22 protein-coding genes are annotated in these 21,124 nt (G+C 73.1%); 11 read left to right on the top strand and 11 right to left on the bottom strand.

Annotated elements, in window-relative coordinates:
* Positions 1-25 precede the first annotated feature (25 nt).
* The gene (locus ACICHK_RS09320; protein ID WP_406836536.1) at positions 26-886 is read right to left on the bottom strand and encodes a 3-hydroxybutyryl-CoA dehydrogenase; all 861 of its coding nucleotides are present in this window, start codon (positions 884-886) and stop codon (positions 26-28) included.
* Between the two features lie 168 nt (positions 887-1,054).
* Here ACICHK_RS09320 and ACICHK_RS09315 point away from each other — a divergent pair, with 168 nt between their 5' ends.
* Positions 1,055-2,302 carry a glycoside hydrolase family 10 protein gene (locus ACICHK_RS09315; protein ID WP_406836535.1) on the top strand — a complete coding sequence of 416 codons (1,248 nt, stop codon included), beginning with the start codon at positions 1,055-1,057 and terminating at the stop codon, positions 2,300-2,302.
* A gap of 39 nt (positions 2,303-2,341) precedes the next feature.
* Here ACICHK_RS09315 and ACICHK_RS09310 read toward each other — a convergent pair whose 3' ends face one another.
* Together ACICHK_RS09310 and ACICHK_RS09305 are read right to left on the bottom strand one after the other, a co-directional pair.
* Positions 2,342-2,551, bottom strand: a complete 210-nt coding sequence (locus tag ACICHK_RS09310; protein WP_406836534.1) for a DUF1918 domain-containing protein — start codon at positions 2,549-2,551, stop codon at positions 2,342-2,344.
* Between the two features lie 91 nt (positions 2,552-2,642).
* Positions 2,643-3,599: a DMT family transporter gene (locus ACICHK_RS09305; protein WP_406836533.1), complete on the bottom strand. Its 957-nt coding sequence runs from the start codon at positions 3,597-3,599 to the stop codon at positions 2,643-2,645.
* Here ACICHK_RS09305 and ACICHK_RS09300 point away from each other — a divergent pair.
* Both ACICHK_RS09300 and ACICHK_RS09295 read left to right on the top strand, forming a co-directional pair.
* Positions 3,598-5,034 (top strand): PLP-dependent aminotransferase family protein, encoded by a 1,437-nt coding sequence (locus tag ACICHK_RS09300; protein WP_406836532.1) that lies wholly within the window; start codon positions 3,598-3,600, stop codon positions 5,032-5,034. The genes ACICHK_RS09305 and ACICHK_RS09300 overlap by 2 nt on opposite strands.
* A 142-nt stretch (positions 5,035-5,176) precedes the next feature.
* The gene (locus ACICHK_RS09295; protein ID WP_406836531.1) at positions 5,177-5,770 is read left to right on the top strand and encodes a histidine phosphatase family protein; all 594 of its coding nucleotides are present in this window, start codon (positions 5,177-5,179) and stop codon (positions 5,768-5,770) included.
* Here ACICHK_RS09295 and ACICHK_RS09290 read toward each other — a convergent pair.
* Together ACICHK_RS09290 and ACICHK_RS09285 are read right to left on the bottom strand one after the other, a co-directional pair.
* Entirely contained in the window at positions 5,752-6,213 is a 462-nt protein-coding gene (locus ACICHK_RS09290; protein WP_406836530.1) for a DUF6314 family protein, read from the bottom strand. The two genes, ACICHK_RS09295 and ACICHK_RS09290, sit on opposite strands and share 19 nt — an antisense overlap.
* A 128-nt stretch (positions 6,214-6,341) precedes the next feature.
* Positions 6,342-7,163 carry a LysR family substrate-binding domain-containing protein gene (locus ACICHK_RS09285; protein WP_406836529.1) on the bottom strand — a complete coding sequence of 274 codons (822 nt, stop codon included), beginning with the start codon at positions 7,161-7,163 and terminating at the stop codon, positions 6,342-6,344.
* 82 nt (positions 7,164-7,245) lie between these two features.
* Here ACICHK_RS09285 and ACICHK_RS09280 point away from each other — a divergent pair, with 82 nt between their 5' ends.
* Positions 7,246-7,638, top strand: coding sequence for a DUF5997 family protein (locus tag ACICHK_RS09280; protein ID WP_406836528.1), 393 nt, complete (start codon positions 7,246-7,248; stop codon positions 7,636-7,638).
* 285 nt (positions 7,639-7,923) lie between these two features.
* Here ACICHK_RS09280 and ACICHK_RS09275 read toward each other — a convergent pair whose 3' ends face one another.
* The gene (locus ACICHK_RS09275) at positions 7,924-8,304 is read right to left on the bottom strand and encodes a hypothetical protein (RefSeq protein ID WP_406836527.1); all 381 of its coding nucleotides are present in this window, start codon (positions 8,302-8,304) and stop codon (positions 7,924-7,926) included.
* 251 nt (positions 8,305-8,555) lie between these two features.
* On the opposite strand from ACICHK_RS09275, the gene argC reads away from it, so the two are divergent.
* The 5 genes from argC to ACICHK_RS09250 are packed head-to-tail and all read left to right on the top strand — an operon-like array spanning position 8,556 to position 13,420.
* Complete coding sequence (gene argC / locus ACICHK_RS09270) at positions 8,556-9,584, top strand: N-acetyl-gamma-glutamyl-phosphate reductase (protein ID WP_406836526.1); 1,029 nt, start codon at positions 8,556-8,558, stop codon at positions 9,582-9,584.
* Positions 9,581-10,735 (top strand): bifunctional glutamate N-acetyltransferase/amino-acid acetyltransferase ArgJ, encoded by a 1,155-nt coding sequence (argJ, locus tag ACICHK_RS09265; protein WP_406836525.1) that lies wholly within the window; start codon positions 9,581-9,583, stop codon positions 10,733-10,735. The genes argC and argJ overlap by 4 nt, the downstream gene beginning before the upstream one ends.
* Positions 10,732-11,655 carry an acetylglutamate kinase gene (gene argB, locus ACICHK_RS09260; RefSeq protein WP_406836524.1) on the top strand — a complete coding sequence of 308 codons (924 nt, stop codon included), beginning with the start codon at positions 10,732-10,734 and terminating at the stop codon, positions 11,653-11,655. The genes argJ and argB overlap by 4 nt, the downstream gene beginning before the upstream one ends.
* Complete coding sequence (locus ACICHK_RS09255) at positions 11,652-12,860, top strand: acetylornithine transaminase (protein ID WP_406836523.1); 1,209 nt, start codon at positions 11,652-11,654, stop codon at positions 12,858-12,860. The genes argB and ACICHK_RS09255 overlap by 4 nt, the downstream gene beginning before the upstream one ends.
* 23 nt (positions 12,861-12,883) lie before the next feature.
* Positions 12,884-13,420: an arginine repressor gene (locus ACICHK_RS09250; protein WP_151468406.1), complete on the top strand. Its 537-nt coding sequence runs from the start codon at positions 12,884-12,886 to the stop codon at positions 13,418-13,420.
* 82 nt (positions 13,421-13,502) lie between these two features.
* On the opposite strand, the gene ACICHK_RS09245 is transcribed toward ACICHK_RS09250, so the two are convergent.
* The 5 genes from ACICHK_RS09245 to ACICHK_RS09225 form a co-directional block, all read right to left on the bottom strand.
* The gene (locus tag ACICHK_RS09245) at positions 13,503-14,240 is read right to left on the bottom strand and encodes an FAD:protein FMN transferase (protein ID WP_404818452.1); all 738 of its coding nucleotides are present in this window, start codon (positions 14,238-14,240) and stop codon (positions 13,503-13,505) included.
* Positions 14,241-14,286: 46 nt separating this feature from the next.
* Positions 14,287-15,084 carry an FMN-binding protein gene (locus ACICHK_RS09240; protein WP_406836522.1) on the bottom strand — a complete coding sequence of 266 codons (798 nt, stop codon included), beginning with the start codon at positions 15,082-15,084 and terminating at the stop codon, positions 14,287-14,289.
* 19 nt (positions 15,085-15,103) lie between these two features.
* Positions 15,104-16,441 (bottom strand): ferric reductase-like transmembrane domain-containing protein, encoded by a 1,338-nt coding sequence (locus ACICHK_RS09235; protein WP_406841181.1) that lies wholly within the window; start codon positions 16,439-16,441, stop codon positions 15,104-15,106.
* A 125-nt stretch (positions 16,442-16,566) separates the two neighbouring features.
* Positions 16,567-17,034, bottom strand: a complete 468-nt coding sequence (locus ACICHK_RS09230) for an FMN-binding protein (protein WP_406836521.1) — start codon at positions 17,032-17,034, stop codon at positions 16,567-16,569.
* 7 nt (positions 17,035-17,041) lie between these two features.
* Positions 17,042-18,400, bottom strand: a complete 1,359-nt coding sequence (locus ACICHK_RS09225; protein WP_406836520.1) for a ferric reductase-like transmembrane domain-containing protein — start codon at positions 18,398-18,400, stop codon at positions 17,042-17,044.
* A gap of 306 nt (positions 18,401-18,706) precedes the next feature.
* On the opposite strand from ACICHK_RS09225, the gene ACICHK_RS09220 reads away from it, so the two are divergent.
* Positions 18,707-19,492 carry a response regulator transcription factor gene (locus ACICHK_RS09220; RefSeq protein ID WP_406836519.1) on the top strand — a complete coding sequence of 262 codons (786 nt, stop codon included), beginning with the start codon at positions 18,707-18,709 and terminating at the stop codon, positions 19,490-19,492.
* Positions 19,493-19,584: 92 nt separating this feature from the next.
* Entirely contained in the window at positions 19,585-21,024 is a 1,440-nt protein-coding gene (locus tag ACICHK_RS09215; protein WP_406836518.1) for a sensor histidine kinase, read from the top strand.
* The last annotated feature ends 100 nt before the right edge of the window (positions 21,025-21,124 follow it).

Below are 21,124 nucleotides of genomic sequence, written 5' to 3'. Positions count from 1 at the left end.
GTGACGGAGCGGGTGTTCGACGGGGTCAGCCGTAGGTGTAGAAGCCCGAGCCGGTCTTGCGGCCGAGGCGGCCGGCGTCGACCATGCGCTGGAGCAGCGGGGGAGCGGCGTACAGCGGCTCCTTGTACTCCTGGTACATCGAGTCGGCGATGGAGGCGATCGTGTCCAGGCCGATGAGGTCGGAGAGCTTCAGCGGGCCCATCGGGTGGGCGCAGCCGAACTCCATGCCGTTGTCGATGTCCTCCCGGCTGGCGATGCCCGACTCGAACATCCGGATCGCGGACAGCAGGTAGGGCACCAGCAGCGCGTTGACCACGAAGCCCGAGCGGTCCTGGGCGCGGATCGCGTGCTTGCCCAGCACCTTCTCGGCGAACAGCTGGGCCCGGCCGAGCGTGCCCTCGGAGGTGGTCAGCGCCGGGATCAGCTCGACGAGCTTCTGCACCGGGGCGGGGTTGAAGAAGTGGATGCCGACGACCTGGTCGGGCCGCGAGGTGGCGACCGCCAGCTTCACCAGCGGGATGGAGGAGGTGTTCGAGGCCAGGATCGCGTCCGAGCGGGTCATCACCTGGTCGAGCACCTGGAAGATCTCGGTCTTGACCTGCTCGTTCTCCACGACGGCCTCGATCACGAGGTCACGGTCGGCGAACTCGCCGAGGTCCGTGGTGAAGCTCAGCCGGTCCTGGGTGGCCTTGAGCTCCTCCTCGGAGATCTTTCCGCGTTCGGCCGCCTTGGAGAGGGAGGAGAAGAGCCGGGTCCGGCCGAACTCCAGGGCTTCGCCGGTGGTCTCGGCGACCTTGACGTCCAGTCCGGCGCGGGCGCACACCTCGGCGATGCCCGCTCCCATCTGGCCGCAGCCCACCACTCCGACGCGTTCGATGTCGGTCACATCGTTCCCTTCGCTGATCCGCAGGCCCTGGCAGGCGGTCCGTTGTTCGGCCCCTGCTCCGAACGTGCACGTTACTCCGAAGTATCGATGATCGATCGCCGGGGTGGGGCATGCTGGGTGTCGATACGGTCCGTTACCGGACGAATCCTCGACGCGGGGGGTACGGGTATGGGGCGACTGTCACGCCGGGCGTTCGCGGCGGCCGCGCTCGCGACACTGCCGGGCCTCGGCGCGGCGGGGGACGCCGCCGCCCGGGGCGCGACCGCGCCGCACGGGTCGGCGGCGGCCCCGCGGGCCATGCGGGGCATGTGGCTGGCGACCGCCTCCAACCGCGACTGGCCCTCCCGCGCCGGCCTGGGCGCCGCGCGCCAGCGCGCCGAACTCCTCGCCCATCTGGACACGGCCGTGCGCCTGCGCCTGAACACCGTGTTCCTCCAGGTCCGCCCCGCCGCCGACGCGCTGTGGCCCTCCTCGTACGAGCCGTGGTCCCGCTGTCTGACCGGGGTCCAGGGCAAGGATCCCGGCTGGGACCCGCTGGGCACCGCGGTGCGGGAGGCCCACGCGCGCGGCCTGGAACTGCACGCCTGGTTCAACCCGTACCGCGTCTCGGGACAGCCGGACCCCGCGGGGCTCGCCCCCTCGCACCCCGCCCGGCTCCACCCGGACTGGACCGTGCGGTACGGCGGGAAGCTCTACTACAACCCCGGACTGCCCCCGGTCCGCACGTTCGTCCGGGCCGCGATGCTCGACGCGGTGCGCCGGTACCCGGTCGACGGCGTCCACTTCGACGACTACTTCTACCCGTACCCGGTGCGCGGCGAGCGCTTCGACGACGACGCGGCGTACGCCGAACACGGCGCGGGTTTCCCGAGCAGGGCGGCCTGGCGGCGCCACAACGTCGACCGGCTGGTGCTGGAGACGGCGGAGGGCGTCAGGAAGGCCCGCCCCGGGGTCCGTTTCGGGATCAGCCCCTTCGGCGTCTGGCGCAACGCGTCGACCGACCCGCTCGGCTCACCGACCCGGGCCGGCGTCGAGACGTACGACGACCTGTACGCCGACACCAGGAAATGGGTCAGGGAGCGCTGGGTGGACTACGTCTGCCCCCAGCTCTACTGGAACATCGGCTTCGCCGCCGCCGACTACGCGCTGCTGTTGTCCTGGTGGGCGCGGGTCGCCCGGGGCACGGGCGTGCAGCTGTACGCGGGCGAGGCGCTGTACAAGGCGGGCGACCCGGCGCAGCCACCGGCCTGGCAGGACCCGGCCGAACTCTCCCGGCACCTCACCCTCGCCCGCCGCCACGCCGAGGTGCGCGGGCACGTCTTCTTCGCGGCCTCGGAGGCCGGCGCCGACCGGATCGGCGCGATGGCGCGGGTCGTGGCCGACCACTACCGGCAGCCGGCGAAGCCCCCGCGCTGAGAGCCCGCCGGCGTCCGGCCCGCTTCTGCTGTCGTCGTCCTACCGCGGCATGTTCCGCCGCGGCATGTCACCGTGGCGGATCTCGGAGTCCGGGCCCGGCAGGCACACGGCCTCGTGACCGTCCTCGAACCGCACACGGTAGGGGGGAGAGCCTTCCGCTCCCATGACCTCGGTGATCTCCGCGACCTTGTCGCGCTGGCCGACGGTCCTGCCGTGCTGCACCAGCTTGTCGCCTTTGCTTGCGTGCATCTGAACGGTCTCCTCGTCTGTACGGGAGCGGCGGTTCGCGTTCCTCGGGCCAGGGCCCGGGGCACCGGCCGGCCGGGCCGGTGCGTGCGGGTCAGCCCCGTGCCCGCTGGGTCAGAGCGATGCAGACGAGGACGGCGGCCGCCGTCAGGGGCGCCGCCGGGGTGAGCCGCTCGCCCAGGAGCAGTACCGACCACACCAGTGTGAGCAGCGGTTGGGCCAGCTGCAACTGGCTGGCCTTGGGGATCCCGATCGACGCCATCCCCCGGTACCAGACGACCAGGCCGAGGAACTGCGAACCGGCCGCGACCCACAGCAGCCCGGTCACGCTGTGCGCCGTCAGCCGCACCGGCTCGTACGACAGCGCGAGCAGCGCGCCCGGCACGCTGAGCGGCAGACACAGGACCAGGGCCCAGCCGATGACCTGCCAGCCCGGCATCACCCGGGCCAGCCGGCCGCCCTCGGTGTAGCCCGCCGCGCAGATCAGCAGGGCGCCGAAGAGATAGGCGTCCGCGCCGGTCAGGGATCCGCCGCTCTGCTGCACGGTGAACGCGATCACGGCCGCCGCGCCCGCGCAGGCCGCGAGCCAGAACGTCCGTGACGGCCGTGCGCCGGTGCGCAGCGCCGAGAACAGGGCCGTCGTGAGCGGCAGCAGTCCGACGACGACGGCGGCGTGGGCGGTGGACGAGGTCCGCAGCGCGAGGGTCGTCAGGAGCGGGAAGCCGAGGACGACACCGGCGGCCACCACGGCGAGGCCCGCCAGATGCCGCCGGTCCGGCCGGGGGACCCGCAGTGCCAGCAGACAGCCGCCGGCGAGGACCGCCGCGAGGACACAGCGCACGGTCACCAGCGACCAGGGGCCGAAGCCCGTGAGGCCCCAGGCGGTCGCGGGGAAGGTGAGGGAGAAGGCGGTGACACCCAGGGCCGCCTGGAGGGTTCCCGAGCGGCGGTCTCCCGGGGCCGGGCTCCGGGGCGGGGTGGGGGCCGGGGGTTCGGCGCCGGTGCTGACCGCTATCCCGGTCCGGTCGATAGCGCTACTCTGTGCTCTCATGCAAGAGCGTAGCAGTGTGGCCGATCTGGCGGACAGCTTGAGGAAAGAGCTCGACCGCTACTCTCCTGGTGGAAAGCTGCCGTCCAGCCGGGCGCTCGTCGAGCGGTTCCGGGTGAGCCCGGTGACCGTGTCCCGGGCGCTGGCGCAACTGGCCGCCGAGGGTCTCGTGATCACCCGGCCCGGTGCGGGCGCCTTCCGGGCGTGCCCCCGGCCCGCCGCCGCGACCGCCGGGGACACCTCCTGGCAGGAGATCGCGCTCAGCGCGGACTCCGCGACCGAGGCCGTCCCCCGCACCGTGGACGCCTCCGGCGTCCTCGTCTCGCTCGCCGCGCCGCCCCCCGGTGTCGTCGAGTTCAACGGCGGCTATCTGCACCCCTCGCTCCAGCCGGAGCGGGCGATGGGCGCGGCCCTCTCCCGGGCGGGCCGCCGCCCCGGCGCCTGGTCCCGGCCGCCCATGGAGGGGCTGCCCGAACTGCGCGAGTGGTTCGCCCGGGGGATCGGCGGGGCGATCGGCGCCGCCGAGGTGCTGGTCGCGGCGGGTGGCCAGACCGCCCTGACGACCGCCCTGCGCGCGCTCGCGCCGCCCGGCGCCCCGGTCCTGGTCGAGTCGCCCACGTATCCGGGCATGCTGGCCATCGCCCGCGCAGCCGGCCTGCGCCCCGTCCCGGTCCCGGTGGACCCCGACGGGGTCAAGCCCGAACTCCTGGCCGACGCCTTCAGGGCGACCGGTGCCCGTGTCTTCGTCTGCCAGTCGCTGTTCCAGAACCCGACCGGTGCCGTGCTCGCGCCCGAGCGGCGCGGCGAGGTGCTGCGCATCGCGCGGGACGCCGGGGCCTTCGTGGTCGAGGACGACTTCGTACGCCGCCTGGTGCACGAGGACGCGGGCCCGCTGCCGCGCCCGCTGGCCGCCGAGGACCCCGACGGGGTCGTGGTGCACGTCGGTTCGCTGACCAAGGCGACCTCGCCGAGCTTCCGGGTCAGCGCCCTGGCCGCGCGCGGTCCGGTGCTGGAACGGCTGCGCGCCATCCAGGTCGTCGACACCTTCTTCGTGCCGCGTCCGCTCCAGGAGGCCGCGCTCGAACTCGTCGGCTCGCCCGCCTGGCCGCGCCATCTGCGCACGGTTTCGGCCGAGTTGAAGGCCCGGCGCGACACCATGACCGCGGCCCTGCGGCTGCGGCTGCCCGAACTCGCCCTGCCCCACGTCCCGTTCGGCGGCTACCACCTGTGGGCGCGGCTGCCCGACGGCACCGACGAGTCCGCGTTCACCGCCGCCGCCCTGCGCGCGGGGGTGGCCATCACTCCGGGACGTCCCTACTACAGCGCCGAACCCCCCGCCGCGCAGGTCCGGTTGAGCTTCGCGGCGGTGGCGGGGACGGAGGAGATCACGGAGGGCGTCCGGCGTCTGGCGGCGGCGTACGACGAGGTGCGGACCTGAGCCCGGGTCCCGTCGGCGAGAAGACCGGATCCGGGGAACCCGCACCGCCGGGGCATAGACCCGGAGCCGATGCCCCGGTGAATATTCGGACACCCTCCGTAACACCCTTGACCCGTGGAGTCCCGCGCTCCACGATCTGCGCATGCATCTTCGGGTCACGTTCGTCGCAGCCGCCCGCAGCTCCGCGCTGCTCGCGGAGCGCTTCGAGGACGACCGGCCGCTGGACCAGGCGGGATGGGAAGAAGCGCAGCGCGCCGCCGCGGAACTGCTGCCGCTGGCGGCGGCCGAGCTCCGCTACTGCGCGCCGACGCCCCGCAGCCGGGCCACCGGTGACGTCCTCGGCTACGCCCCCCTGGTCCAGCTCGCCCTGCGTGACTGCGACATGGGCCGCTGGCGAGGCCTCACCCTGGGCGAGGCCATGGCCCGTGAGCCCGAGGCCGTGGACTCCTGGCTGTCCGATCCGCGCTCCACGCCCCACGGCGGTGAGAGCCTGCTGGCCTTCATAGCCCGGGTCGGCGCCTGGCTCGACACCCGGCCGGGGGAGGACGGCGGCAGCATCGTCGCGGTGGCCGAGCCCTCGGTGGTACGGGCCGCACTGGTCTACGCGCTGAAGGCGCCGCCGTCGACGTACTGGAACATCGACGTCCGTCCCCTGTCGGCGGTCACCGTGACGGGCCGGGCGGGCCGCTGGAACCTGCGCGTCGACGGGGCGCCCGCTCAGGCCAGGCGCGTGTAGCCGGTGGTGAGCACCAGGTCCTTCGCCGGCCCCCGCACCCGCCACACGGACCGCCAGTGGTCCTCGTCCCGGACGGTGAACTCACCCCGGTAGAGGTCCGCCGCGCACGGGTGGTCGGCGACCCAGCGCCCGCTCGTCAGGTCCAGGCCGTGGAACGGGCGGCCGTCGGAGAACCGTACGAGGGCGGTACCGGGGGCGTCGCCCGGCAGGAACCGCAGGGTCCGCTCGGCGGGCCGCGCGACGCCCTGCCACACGAACGTGCCCGACTCCCGGTGCAGCAGCCCGGCGCCGTCCAGTGGCCCGGCGCCGTCCAGCGGCCCGAAGGCCGTCGTGCCGGTGAAGCGCCCCTCGGCGCCGCTCGCGAGGTCCCGCACGGTGCGCTCGACCCGCCAGCTTCCGCCCAGGTACGCCAGCACGTCCTCCACCGGCCAGAACTCGCCCATGCCGTCCCTTCTCCGTCCCGTCCGACGCGGCGCGACCCGTCGACGCGCCCCGGCCTCCCCGTCCTGCCGTCCGGAGCACCAGCCGACGGCCGAGGTGCCGGAGGGAGCGCGGCCGGAACGGCCGGGGGTCAGGAACCGCGGCGGGGCCTGCCGCGCTTCGCGCCGCCCTTCGGGCCACCCGTACCGCCGCCCCGGGAGTTCTTGGCCCCGCCGCCCTTGCCGCCCGTCCGTCCGGGCGCGGGCTTGCGCCGGGCGCCGCCCGAGTCGGACTTCCGGGAGGCGGCCCCGGCGGACTTCGCCGCGCCCCGGTCCTTCCGCTGCGCCGCGGGCGGGGTCTGGGAGCGCCCGCGCGTGCTGTTGACCGTGCGGCCGCGCACGATGCCGATGAAGTCCTCCACCATGTCGGTCGTCCGCTCCTCGGGCCAGGCCAGCGCGACCCGAGACTCGGGGGCGTCCGTGACCGTCCGGTAGGTGAGGTCCTTGCGGTGGTGGAGCCGGGCGAGGGACTGCGGCACGATCACGACCCCGATGCCCGCCGCGACGAGTTCCACGGCGTCGGCGGTCACGGCGGGCCGCTCCAGCGCGGGCCTGCCCGGCAGCCGCTCCCAGTCCAGCGGGTCGTCGAGGGGGTGCAGCACGATGTCTTCGGCGAGGTCCTCGCCCGAGACCTGCTCGACCGCCGCCACGATGTGGTCCTTGGGGACCACGACGACCGTCGTCTCGGTGTAGAGGGGGATCGCGCTGAGGTCGGTCCCGTCGACCGGAAGCCGGACGAACCCCGCGTCGGCGTCGCCGCGCCGCAGGACGTCGTACGCCTCGGCGGCGGACACCGGGACGAGGACCAGGGGAACGTCGGGCAGCCGCTCGTTCCAGATCCGCACCCACTTCGAGGGCGTCACCCCCGGAACGTAGGCGAGCCTGAACGAGGGGGGTGCTTCGGAGCCGGTCACCACGTCAGATTACCCGGCGTGGCCGTCGGCGCCGCACCCGCGATGGTCGGCGGGGGCCCGCGCGCTCGATACCCTTGACCCCATGAGTTCGCACCAGACCGCCCAGACGATGAAGCCCGCCACCGCGGCGAAGAAGCTGGGTGTGTACCTCGAGGCCACCCCCGCCGAGTTCCGGGAGGGTGTCGTCTCGCGTGCCGAGCTGAACGCGCTGCAGACCGACCCGCCCGCGTGGCTCCAGGAGCTGCGCCGCACCGGCCCGCACCCGCGGCCGGTCGTCGCCGCCAAGCTCGGCGTCTCCATCGCCGGACTCGCCCGCGGCGGCGTCAGCGAGGCGCTCACCACCGAGCAGATCGAGGCGCTGAAGACGGAGGACCCCGAGTGGCTGCGGCGTGAGCGCACCACCCAGGCGGAGGTCCGCAAGGAGACGGCGCGCATCAAGCAGAAGAACGCGGAGCGGGACGCGAAGCGTTCCTGACCCGGGACGGCCTCCCCGCGGGCGAAGTCACCGGCGGCACCCGAGGCGCCCTCCGGGGATCTCGGCCGCCGGCCCCCGGAGGGTGCCGAGTCGATCGGAGCTCTGCGCGGCCGCTTCCTGCTCCGCCGCGGGCTTCTCCTGTGCCGAGTGGTCCAGCGCCGCGAAGTGCGCCTGCGGTGCGGCGCCCTGCGTGCGCCGCGGCCGGAGGTCCCACGCGCGCCGACCCGGCGGCACAGGCCCTCGGTGACGGCACGCCCCCGTGCGGGGGCGGAGCCGGGGCGCCGCTCAGAGTCGTGGCGCCCCCGTGCGCTCCAAAGCCTTGCGGGCGGCGAGACAGCCCGCGATCTTGAACGCCAGTTCGTGAGAGCCGAACGTATCGGCGCGGACACGTCGCAGCACCACCCGAGTGGCGATCACGACTCCGTGCTCGGGCAAGCTCAGCTGCTCCTCGAGCCCCGCGGCGGCAGCCGCGAAGAAGCGTGGCAGGTTCTCGGCAGGTTCGTACTCCACCGTCAGCTCTTGGGCCGCCTCGAAGGCGAAGCCCTCGGCTGCGGGCTCGAAATCCACCATTATCTCCGCGAAGTGCGGCGCGCAGTTCTGCTTCTGATGCAGCACGTGCACGCCACGGATCGGATACGGCGGGAACCGGGGCGGTGCTGAGGTCATGCCGGAACGCTATCTCCTGCCCGGTGCCCCGCTTCTGCCGTCGGCCGTGGTGACGGCACGGCCTGGCTTCGTGACGACTGCCGTGCTTCGGCTCATCGTCTGCCGCCGGGTTCGACACTCGGCCTCGCCGTCTCGACGGCTCACTCGCCGCCTGGAAGCGTTGAGCCTCAGGAGCCCGAGGCGGCCGATCGAGGAGGATTGCATAAACGTGCATCGAAACGTATAGTCATGCCATCCAAGAGGAGGGTTCCATGACGATGCGTGCGGCGGTGGCGGGAGCGAGTGGGTACGCGGGCGGGGAACTGCTGCGCCTGCTCCTGACGCACCCCGAGATCGAGATCGGCACCCTGACCGGCAACTCCAACGCGGGCCGCAGGCTCGGCGAGCTCCAGCCCCATCTGCTCCCGCTGGCGGACCGCGTCCTCACCGAGACCACCGCCGAGGCGCTGCGCGGCCACGACGTCGTGTTCCTCGCGTTGCCCCACGGGCAGTCCGCCGAGGTCGCCGAGCAGCTCGGTCCCGAGGTCCTCGTGGTCGACATGGGGGCCGACTTCCGGCTGAAGGACCCGGCCGACTGGGAGCGGTTCTACGGCTCCCCCCACGCCGGGACCTGGCCCTACGGCCTCCCCGAACTGCCGGGTGCCCGCGCCGCGCTGGAGGGGTCCAAGCGCATCGCGGTACCCGGTTGCTACCCGACGGCCGCCTCGCTGGCCCTCTTCCCCGCGTACGCGGCGGGGCTGGCCGAGGCCGAGGCCGTGATCGTCGCCGCCTCCGGCACCTCGGGTGCCGGCAAGGCCCCCAAGGCGCACCTGCTCGGCAGCGAGGTCATGGGGTCGATGACCCCGTACGGCGTCGGCGGCGTCCACCGGCACACCCCGGAGATGATCCAGAACCTCTCCGCCGCCGCCGGGGAGCCCGTCACCGTCTCCTTCACGCCCACCCTCGCGCCGATGCCCCGCGGCATCCTCGCCACCTGCAGCGCCAAGGCGAAGCCGGGGGCCACCGCCGAGTCCGTCCGGGCCGCCTACGAGAAGGCCTTCGCCGACGAGCCCTTCGTCCACCTCCTGCCCGAGGGGCAGTGGCCGGCCACGGCGTCCGTCTACGGTTCCAACGCCGTTCAGGTCCAGGTCGCGTACGACGCCGCCGCGCACCGCATCATCGCGATCAGTGCCATCGACAACCTCGCCAAGGGCACCGCGGGCGGTGCCGTCCAGAGCATGAACCTCGCCCTCGGCCTCCCCGAGGACCTGGGGCTTTCCACGATCGGAGTCGCACCGTGAGCGTCACGGCAGCACAGGGATTCACCGCGGCCGGGGTCGCCGCCGGGATCAAGGAGAACGGCAACCCGGACCTGGCCCTCGTGGTCAACACCGGGCCCCGCCGCGCCGCCGCGGGCGTCTTCACCTCCAACCGCGTGAAGGCCGCGCCGGTCCTGTGGTCGCAGCAGGTCCTCAAGAGCGGCGAGTTGAACGCCGTCGTCCTCAACTCGGGCGGCGCCAACGCCTGTACGGGACCCAAGGGCTTCCAGGACACCCACGCCACCGCCGAGAAGGTCGCCGAGGCGCTCGGCGACATCGGCGCGGGCAGCGTCGCCGTGTGCTCGACCGGCCTCATCGGCGTGCTGCTGCCGATGGACAAGCTGCTCCCGGGCGTCGACCTGGCCGTCGCCCAACTGAGCGCGCACGGCGGCGAGAAGGCCGCCATCGCCATCAAGACGACCGACACCGTGCACAAGACGGCCGTCGTCACCAAGGACGGCTGGACGGTGGGCGGCATGGCCAAGGGCGCCGGCATGCTCGCGCCGGGCCTGGCCACCATGCTCGTCGTGCTCACCACCGACGCGGACGTGGACGGCGCGGACCTGGACCGGGCGCTGCGCGCGGCCACCCGCACCACCTTCGACCGCGTCGACTCCGACGGCTGCATGTCCACCAACGACACCGTGCTGCTGCTCGCCTCCGGGGCCGGCGGAGTCACCCCGGACCAGGCGGAGTTCGCCGAGGCGGTCCGCGCGGTCTGCGACGACCTGGGCCAGCAGCTCATCCGGGACGCCGAGGGCGCGAGCAAGGACATCAAGGTCGAGGTGATCAACGCCGCGACCGAGGACGACGCCGTCGAGGTGGGCCGCTCCATCGCCCGCAACAACCTCCTCAAGTGCGCGATCCACGGCGAGGACCCCAACTGGGGCCGCGTCCTGTCCGCGATCGGCACCACCTCCGCCGCCTTCGAGCCCGACCGGCTCAACGTCGCCATCAACGGCGTCTGGGTCTGCAAGAACGGCGGGGTCGGCGAGGACCGCGAACTCGTCGACATGCGCTTCCGCGAGGTCCACGTCGTCGCCGATCTTGCCGCGGGCGACGCGACCGCCACGATCTGGACCAACGACCTCACCGCCGACTACGTCCACGAGAACAGCGCGTACTCCTCATGAGCAATCCGACGAATCCGACCCGCAGGCACACCGCGCTGCCCAAGGCGCAGATCCTCATCGAGGCGCTGCCCTGGCTGACCCGGCACCGCGGAAAGACCGTCGTCGTCAAGTTCGGCGGCAACGCGATGATCGACGCCGAGCTGAAGGCCGCCTTCGCCCAGGACATCGTCTTCCTGCACCACGCGGGCCTCCGGCCGGTCGTCGTGCACGGCGGCGGTCCCCAGATCAACGCGGCCCTCGACCGGCACGGCATCGTCAGCGAGTTCAAGGCGGGCCTGCGCGTCACCACCGAGGACGCGATGGACGTCGTCCGCATGGTGCTGGCCGGCCAGGTCCAGCGCGAGCTGGTCGGACTCCTCAACGAGCACGGACCGCTCGCCGTCGGTCTCACCGGCGAGGACGCGCACACCATCACCGCCACCAAGCACCGGCCCAGGATCGACGGGGAACTGGTCGACATCGGGCGGGTGGGCGAGATCACCGCGATCGACACGGGCGCGATCGAGGCCCTGCTCGCCGACGGCCGCATCCCGGTCGTCTCCTCGATCGCCCGGAGCCAGGACGACGGACATGTCTACAACGTCAATGCTGATACGGCGGCTGCGGCACTCGCTGCCGCGCTGGACGCCGAGACCCTCATGGTCCTCACGGACGTCGAGGGCCTCTACGAGGACTGGCCGAACAGCGACGAGGTGATCAGCCGCCTCACCGCCTCCCAGCTGGAGAAGCTGCTTCCCGAGCTGGCCAGCGGCATGGTGCCGAAGATGGAGGGGTGTCTGCACGCCGTGCGCAACGGCGTCACCACCGCCCGTGTCATCGACGGCCGGGTCCAGCACTCGATCCTGCTGGAGATCTTCACCGACGAAGGCATCGGCACGATGGTCGTGCCGGACGACGAGGAAACGGGGGACGAGCAATGACCGGCAGCACGACGAACGAGGAGCTCACCCGGCGCTGGCAGGGTGCGCTCATGGACAACTACGGCACCCCGCGGCTGCCGCTCGTCCGCGGTGCCGGAACCAAGCTCTGGGACGCCGACGGCAACGAGTACCTCGACTTCGTCGGCGGCATCGCGGTCAACGCCCTCGGCCACGGCCACCCCGCGATCGTCGAGGCGGTGAGCCGGCAGATCGGCACCCTCGCCCATGTCTCCAACCTCTTCGTCGCCGAACCGCCCGTCGCCCTCGCCGAACGGCTGCTGCAGCTCTTCGGCCGCGAGGGCCGGGTGTACTTCTGCAACTCGGGAGCCGAGGCCAACGAGGCCGCGTTCAAGATCGGCCGGCTGACCGGCCGGACCCACATGGTCGCCACCACCGGCGGCTTCCACGGGCGGACCATGGGCGCCCTCGCGCTCACCGGCCAGTCCGGCAAGCGGGAGCCCTTCCTGCCCCTGCCCGGCGACGTCACGCACGTCCCGTACGGCGACGCGCAGGCCCTCGCCCAGGCGGTCACCGAGGACACCGCGCTGGTGATCATCGAGCCGATCCAGGGCGAGAAGGGCGTGGTCGTACCGCCCCCCGGCTATCTGAAGGCGGCGCGCGCCATCACCGCGGCCCACGGCGCCCTGCTCGTCCTGGACGAGGTGCAGACCGGCATCGGCCGCACCGGCCACTGGTTCGAGTACCAGGCCCACGAGGGCGTCCTGCCCGACGTCGTCACGCTCGCCAAGGGCCTCGGCGGCGGACTGCCGCTCGGTGCCACCGTCGCCTTCGGCCGTGCCGCCGCACTGCTGGAGCCGGGCCACCACGGAACGACCTTCGGCGGCAATCCGGTCGTCTGCGCCGCCGGACTCGCCGTGCTCGACACGATCGCGTCCGAGGGACTCCTGGAGAACGTCAAGCGCGCCGGCGAGAAGCTGCGGGAGGGGATCGAGGGGCTCGGTGACGGTTCCGGCCATCCGTTGATCGACCACGTCCGGGGCGCGGGGCTGCTCCTGGGTATCGTGCTCACCGAGCCGCTCGCGCCCCAGGTGCAGAAGGCGGCTCAGGACGCCGGTCTCCTGGTGAACGCGCCCGCCCCCGATGTCGTACGGCTGATGCCGCCGCTGAACCTCGGCGACGACGAGGTGGACGCCTTCCTCCGGGCCCTTCCCGGCATCCTCGACGCAGTCAACGGGGACGGGTGATCCCGGGAAATGGGACGAAGACGATGAGTCAGGCGCAGGACCACGAGCACGCGGGGCCCGCGGTGCCGCAGACCCGTACCGCACGCCACCGCCGGATCGTGGACATCCTCAACCGGCAACCGGTGCGCTCGCAGAGCCAGTTGGCGAAGCTCCTCGCCGACGACGGACTGAACGTCACCCAGGCGACGCTCTCCCGGGACCTCGACGAGCTGAACGCGGTGAAGATCCGCAACAACGACGGCGACCTCATCTACGCGGTGCCGAGCGAGGGCGGGTTCCGCACCCCGCGCGCGCCGCTGGGGGAGTCGGCGAAGGAGGAGCGGATGCGCAGGCTCTCCGCGGAGCTGCTGATCTCCGCGGAGGCCTCGGCCAATCTCGTGGTCCTGCGCACCCCGCCCGGGGCCGCGCAGTTCCTCGCCTCGGCGATCGACCAGGCCGAGCTGCACGATGTCCTGGGCACGATCGCGGGGGACGACACCCTGATGCTGATCAGCCGCGACGCGACGGGCGGCCAGGCGCTGGCCGACCATCTGCTGCGGCTGGCCCAGAACGATCACTGAGTGACGTACGACGGTGGAGGCGCATCCCGCTCCGGGGTGCGCCTCCACCGTCGTCGTCCGGCACGGGTTCGGGCGCCGGGGGTCAGCCCAGGCGCCGGGCGAGGCCTCCCGTGCACCTGACCTCGTTGCCCGCCGTGATGAGCAGCGCCTCCACGTCCGGGAGCGACTCCAGCCAGTCCAGGCCCGCCCGCGAGCCCATCGCGAAGGCCGCGGTGGCCCAGGCGTCCGCCCAGGTCAGCCGGGGGCCCACCACGGTCACGGCCACCAGGTCGGTGACCGCGGACCTCCCGGTGCGCGGGTCGACGATGTGGGCGCCGCGTTCGGCGGTGCCCGAGGTCGCGACGGCCAGCTCGTCGGCACCGGCCGCGGAGATCACCGCGGCGAGCGTGCCCGGGCGGAGCGGGTCGGACACGCCCACCCGCCAGGGGCGGTGCGGTCCGGGGACGCCGAGCAGCTGGACGTCACCGCCGCCGTTGACGCTCACCCCGCTCGCCCCGGCCGCGGCGAGATGCAGGGCCGCGCGTTCCGCCGCCCAGCCCTTGACGATCCCCGTGGGGTCGAGCCGCCCCTCGTAGCGCGTGCTGAACCAGCCGTCGCTGACCCGTTCCGCCTCGGCGCCCAGTTCGAGGACCTCGGCGACCTCCGGGTCGCACTCCTCGACGGTGATCTCCCCGCGGACGAGCCGCGAGATCTGGCTGTCCTCGCGGTAGGTGCTGAACACCTCGTCCACGCGGTGGAGTCGGGCGACCGCCTCCTCCAACGCCGTGCGCACGGCCCCGGGTTCGCCGCCGCGCACGTCGAAGGAGAAGACCGTGCCCATCACTTCTTCGGCGTGGCGCAGCTCCTGCGGTGCGTCCCCGGCGGGCTCAGACACCGGCCTTGTCCAGGGCGGACTGCAGGGACTTCTTGTAGCCCTCGCTGGTGTAGGTGGCGCCGGAGACGCTGTCGATGTCGGCGCTGCCCGCCGCGACGGCCTCCTGGTTGAGTTTGGGCACCGAGAGTTCGGTCTTCTGCGAGCTGGTCCCGCCCGCGGGCGCCTGGACCGCCTCGGCCTTGGTGATCTTCTTGCCGTCGAGCGTGAGCCGGACCTGGACCGGGCCGTACTGGGTGTTGGACACGGCCCCGGTCACGACGCGTGCCTGCGCGGCCGGTGCCGCGGAGGCCTTGCCCGGGGAGCCCGAGGAGTCCGACGCGCCGCCGCCCGCGGTCTTCGCCTTGTCCAGGGCGGACTGCAGGGACTTCTTGTAGCCCTCGCTGGTGTAGGTGGCGCCGGAGACGCTGTCGATGTCGGCGCTGCCCGCCGCGACGGCCTCCTGGTTGAGTTTGGGCACCGAGAGTTCGGTCTTCTGCGAGCTGGTCCCGCCCGCGGGCGCCTGGACCGCCTCGGCCTTGGTGATCTTGCCGCCGCTCATGGTGAGCCGCACCTGGACCGGACCGTACTCGGTCCGCACCACGTCACCGAGGACGGTGCCGGCGCCCGCCTGCTCGGCGGCGCCGCCCTGAGCCGCCCCCTGGGCGGCCGCCGTCTGCTGGGGCACGGCACCGGCCTGCGCCGAGGCGGCGGCCGGGTCGGAGGCCGGCTTGAGCGCCAGCAGCAGCACTACTCCGGACACGGTGGCGGCGCTCGCCAGCATGAACCGTCGGATGGGGTGATTCTTCTTCATCGTTCCTGACTCCCGTCGCTCACATCTCGAACGACTCGTGATGGATGCGGCGGGCGGGGACGCCCGCGCCGCGCAGTGCCGCGTACACCTCCTGGGCGAAGCCGGGCGGCCCGCACATGAACACGTCGTGGTCCTCTATATCGGGCAGCTTGCGGCGCAGGGAGTCCGCCGAGATGTCCGGACGTTCGCCCTCGGGGCTGTTCACCGCGTACATCAGCCGCGCCCCGCGCTCCTTGGAGATGGCGGCCAGTTCGTCCCACAGGGCCAGGTCCTGGGTGGTGTTGGCCCGGTAGAGCAGCGTGAGGTCGCCCGACGCGCCGGGAAGGGTCTCGAACAGCGTCCGCATCGGGGTGATGCCGACGCCGCCCGCCACCAGGAGCACCTTGCCGCGGCTGCGCTTGTCGGCGGTCAGGGCGCCGTAGGGGCCCTCGGCCCAGACCCGGGTGCCCGGCGCCAGCTCCCGCAGGGCGGCGCTGTGGTCGCCGATCGCCTTCACGGTGATGCGCAGCATGTTGGGCCGGGGCGACGCCGAGAGCGAGTACGGGTGGGAGCTGAAGCGCATCCCGGGCGCCAGGAAGCGCCAGCGGAAGAACTGCCCCGCCTCCGCGCCCATCCGGTGCAGCTTGCGTCCGCTGATCAGCACCGACACGATGCCGGGCGTCTCCTCGATGACCGCCTGGACCCGCATCCGGTGCTTCAGGTTCAGCCGGATCGGAGAAAGGATTCGGTACCACAGGACCAGCGCGGTCACCGATCCGTAGAGCCCGTACCAGACGGTCTTGGCGACGGGTTCCACCGCGAAGTCGTTGCCGGTGGACAGCTGGTGCCAGAACGTCAGGAACACCGCGGCGTACGTCAGCAGGTGGACGTGGTACCAGGTGTCGTACGGGATCAGCCGGCGCAGCCAGCCGACGGAGATGAACCCGATCAGCACGAGCAGACCCGTGCCGATCGCCGCTTTGCCCATGTCGGGCAGCTGGTTGACCGAGTCGACGGTCTGCTGCACGATCCCGCCGAGCCCCTTGCCGGACTGCAGGGCGTAGCCCCACATCGTCAGGAAGAGGTGGGCGAGGACCATGCAGATGGTGTAGCGGCCGGTCATCGCGTGCCAGCGCGCCACCCGGTCCGATCCCACCCGGCGTTCAAGGGCGGGGACGCGGGCCATCTGCAGCACCACGAGGGCCATCAGATAGCCGGCGAGCAGCCCGGTGATGCGCCCGGCGTTGAGGATCCTGCCGTTGTTGTCCGCGATGGACGGGGTGTTGTTCCACCACAGCCACAGGACGGCGGCGGCGCCGGCCCAGACGGCGATCAACAGCGGGACGGCGGGCGAGCGGCGAGGGCGGATTCGGCGCATGGTCTGGCGCCGCGCGGCGCGACCACCGGCGATCGTGGACACGGTTCCTCCGTGTTCGTCCTGGAGAGACGGGGTGAGGGGAGTGGCCCCCTGGCCCAGAGATACGGTCCACGACGCCCGTGTGTTCAGAAGCCTGCCGAGTCGAGTGCCGACTGGAGTGACTGCTTGTATCCGTCGCTGGTGTAGGTCGCTCCGGACACCGAGTCGATCCGAGCACTCTGCGCGGCCAGTGTCTCGCGCCTGAGCTGGGGAATCGCGTAACCGTTGATCTCCTGGTCCCTGGGATTGTCCGAAGGATAGACGACCGCGGCGGACTCGGTGATCTTGCCGTCCTTCAGCGTGATCCGCACCTGGACCGGGCCCCAACGGGTCTGCACCGAATCGCCGGTGACGGTCCTGGTACCCGTGCTCTTCGAGCCCCCGGACGAGTCGCCCGGGGACGCGGTGGAGGAGTGGCCCACGGACGAGGAGGCCTCGGCGGGCGTCGGCGGCGTGTGCGGCTTCAGCGAGAGCAGCAGGACGAAACCGGTGACCGTGGCGGCGGCCGCCAGCGTCACCCGGCGCAGCGGACGGTTCTTCTTCAGGGCGTGCACGGCGGCCTCACAGCTCGAACGACTCGTGGTGGATACGGCGGTCGGGGACGCCCGCTGCGCGCAGCGCCCCGTACAGGTCCCGGGCCATCGCGGGGGGACCGCAGAGATAGACGTCGTGCTCGGCGACGTCCGGCACGGCCTCGCGCAGCGACTCGGCGGTGAACCGCGGGCGGGTGCCGTCGGCGGCGTTGAGCGCGTACAGGACGCGGGCCCCGCGCCACCGCGCGATGTCCTCCAGCTCGCCGCCCAGCGCCAGGTCCTCGGCCGTGCGCGCCCGGTAGAGGAGCGTGACCCGGCCGGGCAGGGTCTCGAACAGGGCGCGCAGCGGTGTGATGCCGACGCCGCCCGCGACGAGCAGGGCCTTCGAGGTACTGCTGCGGTCTGCGGTCAGCGAGCCGTAGGGGCCCTCCGCCCACACCCGGGTGCCGGGACGCAGCGTCCCGACGGCCGCGCTGTGGTCGCCGAGCGCCTTCACCGTGATCCGCATCAGGTCCGGCCGGGGCGGCGCGGAGAGGGAGTACGGCGTCGAGGTCCATCGCATCCCGTCCGCGAGGAACCGCCAGCGGAAGAACTGGCCCGCCCGCGCGTCCAGTTCGTCCAGGCGCTCCCCGCGGACCACGACGGAGAAGACCCCGGGGGCCTCCCGGTGCACGGACTGGACGCGCAGCTTGTGGCGCCGGTTGAGCCGCACCGGGGCGAGCAGCCGGAACCACGCGACGAGCGCGGCCGTACCGAGGTAGAGGGCGTACCAGGCCGCGCGGGCCGCCGCGTTGCCGACGAGGTCGGAGCCGAGCGAGACCTGGTGGAAGAAGGCCAGGAAGACCGCCGCGTACGTCAGCAGGTGCACGTAGTACCAGAACTCGTGGCTGATCCGGCGGCGGGCCGCCCGTGCCGAGGTGATCCCGACGGCGAACAGGATGACCGTGCCGGTCGTCGCCTTGAGCATGTCCGGATAGTCGAGGACCACGCTGAGCGTCTCGTGGACGACGCCCGTCCCGTCCTGCGCGGCGTAGCCGAACAGGATCAGTGCGACGTGCGCGACCAGCAGGCAGACCGTGTAGCGGCCGGCCATCGCGTGCCAGCGGGCCACCCGGTCGGAGCCGACGCGCCGCTCCAGGAGCGGGACCCGGGCCATCAGGGCCACCAGGACGGCGCAGCTGTAGCCGCACAGCAGTCCGGCGATCCGCCCGGCGTCCGTCAGCCAGCCGGCCAGGCCCACCACCGACCGGGTGTCGGCCCACCAGAGGGCGAGGACCCCGGCCGCTCCCGCCCACAGCAGGGCGAGCAGCGGTCCGGCGGGCGAGGGCCGGGGCCGCCCGCGTCCTCGTGTCGTGCGCGGGTCCGCCCGCTCGTACACCGTGGTCATCCGTCCGTCCTTCTTTCCTGCGGTCCGGGAGCAAACTGTGCGTCGTGAACCTCTGAGGCGGCTCTGAACGAGCCCGTTCCGGGCGGACTCACAGCAAACTGAGAGCGGGGTCTCGCACGGGGGCTGCTCGGCGGGTTCTCGCGCAGAGGCGACTCAGAGGAAACTCAGAGGCCGCGCGGAGGGGAGGGACCGCCGGGAGGGGTGATGCTGGAAGGCGACATGAACACTCCCTCCCCAGCCCCAGGCACTCCCCGAGCCGCGGACCCGGGCGCTTCCCTGCCCACGGGTGCCGGTGCTTCCCGAGTCATGGAGCCCGGCGCTTCCCTGCCTGCGGGTGCCGGTGCCGGCCGGTCCCGTGGGGCCGGACGGCCGCCCGCGCTCACCCGGCCCGACGGCACCCCCGTGCGCGTCCTCGTCGTCGACGACGACCCGGACCTGGCCGAGGTCCTCTCCGGCGTGCTGCGCTACGAGGGCTGGGAGGTCCGTACCGCGCACGACGGCGCCGCGGCCGCGGCCGAGGCGCGCGAGCTGCTGCCCGACGCCGTCGTCCTCGACGTGATGCTCCCGGACACCGACGGCTTCGCCGTGCTGCGCGATCTGCACACCGTGCTGCCGGGTGTCTGCGTCCTTTTCCTCACCGCCCGGGACGCGGTGGAGGACCGCATCGCCGGCATCACGGCGGGCGGCGACGACTACGTCACCAAGCCCTTCAGCCTGGAGGAGGTCGTCGCCCGGCTGCGCGGACTGCTCCGCCGCGCCGGTATGGCCCGCCGGATCGACGAGGGCCCGCGGCTCGTCGTCGGGGACCTGGCGATGGACGAGGAGGCCCGGGAGGTGACCCGGGGCGGCGACCTGGTCGAGCTGTCGCCGACCGAGTTCGAGCTGCTGCGCTTCCTCATGCGCAACCCGCGCCGGGTGCTCAGCAAGGCACAGATCCTCGACCGCGTCTGGTCCTACGACTTCGGGGGCCAGGCCCATGTCGTCGAGCTCTACATCTCCTACCTGCGCAAGAAGGTCGACGCGGGCCGGGAGCCGATGATCCACACGGTCCGGGGCGCCGGGTACGTCATCAAGCCCGCGGCGGGCCGGTGAAGCCGGACACGCGGAACGGGAACGGGAAGGGACCCGGGCGCCGGCGGGCCCGGGTCGCCTCGGCAGTGCGCGCGCTGCCACGGCCCCGCACGATGCGCGCCCGCCTCACCGCCGGACTCGTGGTGCTCCTGGCCGTCAGCTGCGCGGCCGTCGGCCTGGCCGCGGTCTACGAACTGGACGGCTTCCTGACCGGCCGCCTCGACCAGCAGCTCCAGGAAGCCGGGGCACGGTTCCCGGCGAGCCTGGAGCACGGTTCGACGACGCGGCCCGGCAAGCCGTCCGACCACGACGGCGACGAACACGGCGACATCCGGCGCCAGAGCACCGGCACGTTCGGGGCGCGCCTGGTCGGCGGGGACGTCACCAACGCCGCCGTCGTGCCGCCGGGCCCCGGCACGGCCGTCCGGAACGTGGATCCGACCGCCCACGACGAGGCGGCCCTGGCCGCGGTCCCGGTGGACGGCCGGGCCCACACCGTGTGCCTCTCGGGTCTCGGCGACTACCGCGTCCTGGCGACGCCCGGCGAGGACGGTGACGTCCTGGTCACCGGGCTGCCCACGGAGCCGGTCGAGGCGGCCGTCCACCGCCTGGAACTCGTCGCCTCCCTGGTCTTCGGCGTGGCACTCGTGGTCGCCGGGGTCGCCGGGGCCCTGTGGGTGCGCTTCTCGCTGCGGCCGCTGAACCGGGTCGCCGCGACCGCCACCCGGGTCAGCGAGCTCCCGCTCGCCAGCGGTGAGGTGGCACTGCCCCCACGGGCGCCCGCGTCGGACCCGCGCAGCGAGGTGGGCCGTGTCGCCGGTGCCTTCAACCGCATGCTCGGCCATGTCGAGGACGCGCTCACCAAGCGGCACGCGAGCGAGGAACGGCTGCGCACCTTCGCCGCCGACGCCAGCCACGAGCTGCGCACCCCGGTCGCCTCGGTCCGCGGCCACGCCGAGCTCGCGCTGCTGCACCCCGGCCCGGTGCCGCCGAAGGTGACGCGGGCCCTCGAACGGATCGCCGCCGAGTCGGCGCGCATGGGCGAGATGGTCGACGACCTGCTGTTGCTGGCCCGTCTGGACGCGGGGCGTCCCCTGGAACGCCTGCCCGTCGACCTGACCCGGCTCGTCCTCGACGCGGTGACCGACGCCCGCGCGGCGGGTCCCGGTCATCGCTGGGTGCTGGAGCTGGCGGAGGAGCCGGTGACGGTGACGGGCGACGCCCACCGGCTCCAGCAGGTGTCGGCCAACCTGCTGGCCAACGCCCGCGTCCACACGCCCCCGGGGACCCGGGTGACGGTGTCCCTGGAGCGCGACGGGAAGGACGCCGTGCTGAGGGTCCACGACGACGGCCCCGGGGTTCCCGAGGACGTCCGGCCGGGGGTCTTCGAGCGCTTCACCCGGGCGGACCGGCGCCGTGCCGACGCCTCCGGCAGCGGGGCGGGGCTCGGTCTGTCGATCGTGGCGGCCGTGGTCGAGGCGCACGACGGCACGGTCGCCCTGGAGAGCGGTCCGGGAGCCACCACGTTCACGGTCACGCTTCCGCTGGCCTGAGAGTGGCCTGAGCGCCGGCCCGGCTCCGGTGGGTGGGGCGGGGCCGTGCCGGTACATCCGCCCGCATCCGGACGGATCCCAGCGGCGCTGTGAAGCGCAG

Origin of the sequence: Streptomyces sp. AHU1 (assembly GCF_045343905.1) — a bacterium.
GTDB lineage: Bacteria > Actinomycetota > Actinomycetes > Streptomycetales > Streptomycetaceae > Streptomyces > Streptomyces triticiradicis.
Note: the sequence above shows the minus strand (reverse complement) of the source record. Positions and strands in the feature narration are given on the sequence as shown.